This window comes from Sphingomonas sp., assembly GCF_035555815.1.
Taxonomy (GTDB): domain Bacteria; phylum Pseudomonadota; class Alphaproteobacteria; order Sphingomonadales; family Sphingomonadaceae; genus Sphingomonas.
In genome coordinates this window covers 1-3,883 of the sequence record NZ_DATMGG010000027.1, presented here as the reverse complement: position 1 = coordinate 3,883, position 3,883 = coordinate 1, and the positions used below count along the sequence as shown (strand labels likewise).

4 protein-coding genes are annotated in these 3,883 nt (G+C 68.4%); all 4 read right to left on the bottom strand.

From position 1 onward, the window contains the following. Nucleotides 1-1,559 (bottom strand): RecQ family ATP-dependent DNA helicase (locus VNR91_RS01565; protein ID WP_325489038.1); only part of this gene is annotated, 1,559 nt, incomplete at its 3' end. Then, a complete protein-coding gene (locus tag VNR91_RS01560; protein WP_325489037.1) occupies nt 1,556-1,885 on the bottom strand; it encodes a type II toxin-antitoxin system PemK/MazF family toxin in 330 nt (109 codons plus the stop codon). The genes VNR91_RS01565 and VNR91_RS01560, both read right to left, overlap by 4 nt. Beyond that, on the bottom strand, nt 1,882-2,130 hold the full coding sequence (locus tag VNR91_RS01555) for an antitoxin MazE family protein (protein WP_325489036.1): 249 nt from the start codon (nt 2,128-2,130) through the stop codon (nt 1,882-1,884). The genes VNR91_RS01560 and VNR91_RS01555 overlap by 4 nt, the downstream gene beginning before the upstream one ends. Before the next feature lie 35 nt (nt 2,131-2,165). Beyond that, a partial coding sequence (locus VNR91_RS01550) for a M13 family metallopeptidase (RefSeq protein ID WP_325489035.1) occupies nt 2,166-3,883 on the bottom strand: 1,718 nt, incomplete at its 5' end.

Sequence of the window (3,883 nt, the reverse complement as noted above, 5' to 3'; positions counted from 1 at the left end):
AGCGGATCGCCGACCGGATTGTCCGCCGCGCCGCCGCCGCCCTTGCGCCGCCGCGCGCGCGGCGGCGGCAGCACCAGCGCCAGGTCCGCCTCGCCCTTCAGGATCGCGCGCGCGCCGGGTCCGAATTCCAGCCCGCCGTGCGGATTGGCGCGCAGCGCGTCGCGCAGCAGCAGCGCGCGGGCGACGGGCTTGACCAGCGCCGCCTCTTCGCCGTCGACGATGCCCCAGACCGAGAGCTGTTCGTGCCCGTTCATCAGGCTGCGCTCGGTCGACTGGCCCAGCAGCACCTGCTCGATATAGCCGACGCCAAACATCTGCCCGGTGCGGAACACCGCCGACAGGAATTTGCGCGCGGTCTGGGTCACGTCGACCGCGGCCGGCGGGTTGAGGCAATTGTCGCAATTGCCGCAGGTCTCGCCCGGCTCCTCGCCGAAATGGCGCAGCAGGATGCGGCGGCGGCACCCCGCCGTCTCGACCAGCGCGCCCAGCGCGGTCAGCCGCGTGCGCTCGCCGGGCTGGCGCGCCGGCTCGACCTCACCGATGCGCTGGCGCGCGCGGGCGAAATCGTCGGCGCCCCAGAACAGGTGCGCCACCGCCGGATCGCCGTCGCGCCCGGCGCGGCCGGTCTCCTGATAATAGGCCTCGATCGACTTGGGCAGCCCGGCGTGGGCGACGAAGCGGACGTCGGGCTTGTCGATGCCCATGCCGAACGCCACCGTCGCCACCATCACCATCGATTCGCTGGCGACGAACGCCGCCTGGTTGGCGGCGCGCACCGCGGGGTCGAGCCCGGCATGATACACGCGCACCTCACGCCCGCCGCGGCCGAGCGCCTCGGCCAGCTTCTCGGTGCCGGCGCGGGTCTGGGCATAGACGATGCCGGGGCCGGGCTGGTCGGCGATCAGGTCGGCGATCTGGCGGGTGGTGTTGTCGCGCGGGGTGATGGCGTAGCGGATGTTGGGCCGGTCGAACCCGGCGACCACCAGCCCGGCGTCGGGGATGCCGAGCTGGGTGAGGATGTCGGCGCGGGTATGCGCGTCGGCGGTGGCGGTCAGCGCGAGGCGGGGCACCGCCGGAAACGCATCGAGCAGCGGCCGCAGCAGGCGATAGTCGGGGCGGAAATCATGCCCCCATTCGGAGACGCAATGCGCTTCGTCGATCGCGAACAGGCACACCCGCCCGCGTTCCAGCAGGTCGCGGAAATCGGCGCCCGACGCGCGTTCGGGCGCGACGTAGAGCAGGTCGAGATCGCCGTCGAGGAAGCGCCCGCGCGTCTCCGCCCGGTTGGTGTCGACACTGGTCAGCGTGGCGGCGCGGATGCCGACCGCCTCCGCCGCGCGCAGCTGATCGTGCATCAGCGCGATCAGCGGGGAGACGACGACGCACGTCCCCGCCAGCATCACCGCCGGGAGCTGATAGGTCAACGACTTGCCCGCCCCGGTCGGCATCACCGCCAGCGTGCTGTCGCCCGCCAGCACACGATCGACGACGTGCTGCTGGACTCCGCGAAAGCCGGGGAAGCCGAACACGGTGTGGAGGGTGGCGAGGGGGTCGGTCATTGCGCAAACCCCAGGATGAGCATCAGAGCAAGATCGACCCGTGCCCTGTCCGATTCCGACAGGGCGCCGATCCGCTCGCCGAACGCGCGGCGGCGGACGGCGACCAGCACATCGGTCGAAACCGCCGATTCCTTGCGCAATCCGTTCCCGGCATCGGGCGCCACCAATGGGCGGATCGGTTCGCGGCCATGCTCCGCGTCGGTGATGAGGGCGACAAGTACGGTCGGTCCGTCGCTATAGATATCGGCCTGCACCACCACGACCGGCCGCGGCTTGTTGCCGAATCCTGATCCCGTCGCTGCCGTGAAAATGTCGCCGCGCTTCAATCCTCATCGTCCCACGGCGGAGGCAAGCTGCTCAGCACGTCGTCGATCATCGCATCGACAAAGACCATGGCCTCGTCGTCCTGATGCGCCCACAACCATGCCCGCATCTGACGCGCCTGTTCCTGAAATTCGGGCGTGCGGGTGTCGGGCAGCCAGAAGGTGCGCGGCCGGAGGCCTTGCGCGCGCAGCGCCGCGCGCCGCTTGGCGACGCGCTCGGCACCCGACTTCGGCTTTTCAAATCCCATGCCGCAACGTTACAGGTAACGCGGCGGCATGGCAATCAATCGACCCAGATATGCACGCGCTGTTCGGGCGGCAGATAAAGCTTGTCGCCCGGCTGGACGTTGAACGCGGCGTACCATGGGTCGAAATTGCGGACGATGCCGTTGACGCGGAACAGGTTGGGGCTGTGCGGATCGCTCAGGATCTGCTCGCGCAGCGCGCCCTCGCGGGTCTTGCCCTGCCAGGAATAGGCGTAGGCGATCAGGAACCGCTGGTCGCTGGTCACGCCGCCGATCGGGCCGGGATCGCCGTGCTCGGCCTTGTACCGCTGCCACGCGCCCCACGCCATCTCCAGCCCGCCCAAATCGCCGACGTTCTCGCCCATCGTCAGCTCCCCCTTGATGTGGGTGCCGGGCACCGGCTCATAGCCGTCGAACTGGGTGCCGAGCAGCTTGGTGCGCGCGACATAGGCGTCGGCGGACGCCTGGGTCCACCAGTCGCGCACCTTGCCGGTGGCGTCGAACTGGCGGCCCTGATCGTCGAAGCCGTGGCCCATCTCGTGCCCGATCACCGCGCCGATCCCGCCGTAATTGACCGCCGGATCCGCCGCCGGATCGAAATAGGGCGGCTGCAGGATCGCGGCGGGGAAGGTGATCTGGTTCTGCGACGGGCTGTAATAGGCGTTCACTTCCTGCGGGGTCATGTTCCACAGGCCGCGATCGACCGGATACGGCAGCCGCGACAATTCCAGCCGCCAGTCGAATTCGCGCCCGCGCATGGCATTGCCCAGCGGATCGGCGCGGTCGACGCGGTAGCTGCTGTAATCGATATATTTGGCCGGGTGGCCGATGCGCGGATCGAACGCGTCGAGCTTCGCCAACGCTTCGGTACGCGTGGCGTCGTCCATCCACTTCAGCTGCTTCAGCTCGTCGGCATAGGCGGCGCGCAGATTGCCGATCAGCTCGCCCATCTGGCGATCGCTTTCGGGCGGATAGTGGCGCGCGACATAGATCTGGCCCACCGCCTCGCCCAGCATGTTGTTGATCAGGCGCACGCCCCGTTTCCACCGGGCGCGCTGTTCGGGCACGTCGCGCAGGGTCTTGGAAAAGAATTCAAAATTGGCCTGGTCGAACGCCTTGGGCAGATATTGGGCGTTGTCGCTGATGAAGTGGAAGGCGAGATAATCCTGCCAAGTCGACAGCGGCGTCGTCTCCACCAGCTTGCCGGCGTCGGCGATCGCGGAGGGTTCGATCGCGAGGATGGTGTCGATCTTGCCCAGCCCGGCCTCGCCCAACACGCGGGTCCAGTCGAACTGCGGCGCCAGCTTGGTCAGTTGCGCACGATCCATCGGATTGTTGATCTGCTTGATGTCGCGGTCGCGCTCCGGCGTCCACTGCGACTTGGCCATCGCGGTTTCCAGTGCGATGATGCGGTCGGCGCGCGCGTCGGTGTCGCTGAAGCCGGCCAGCGCCAGCATCCTGGCGACATAGGCGCGATAGGCGGTGCGGAACGCGACATATTTGTCGTCGGGCAGCAGATAGTAATCGCGGTTGGGCAGCCCCAGCCCGTCCTGCGTGGCAAAGGCGGCATAGTGCGTCGGGTCGGCGAAGTTCGGGGTGACGCCTACCGATACCGGCCCGGCATAGCCCGGCGTCTGGAACAGGCTGACCAGCTGTGCCCGCGTCTTCAGCGCGGAGATCCGGGCGAGATAGGGTTTCAGCGGCGTGGTGCCCGCCCGCTCGATCGCCGCTTCGTCCATGAAGCTGGCATAGAGGT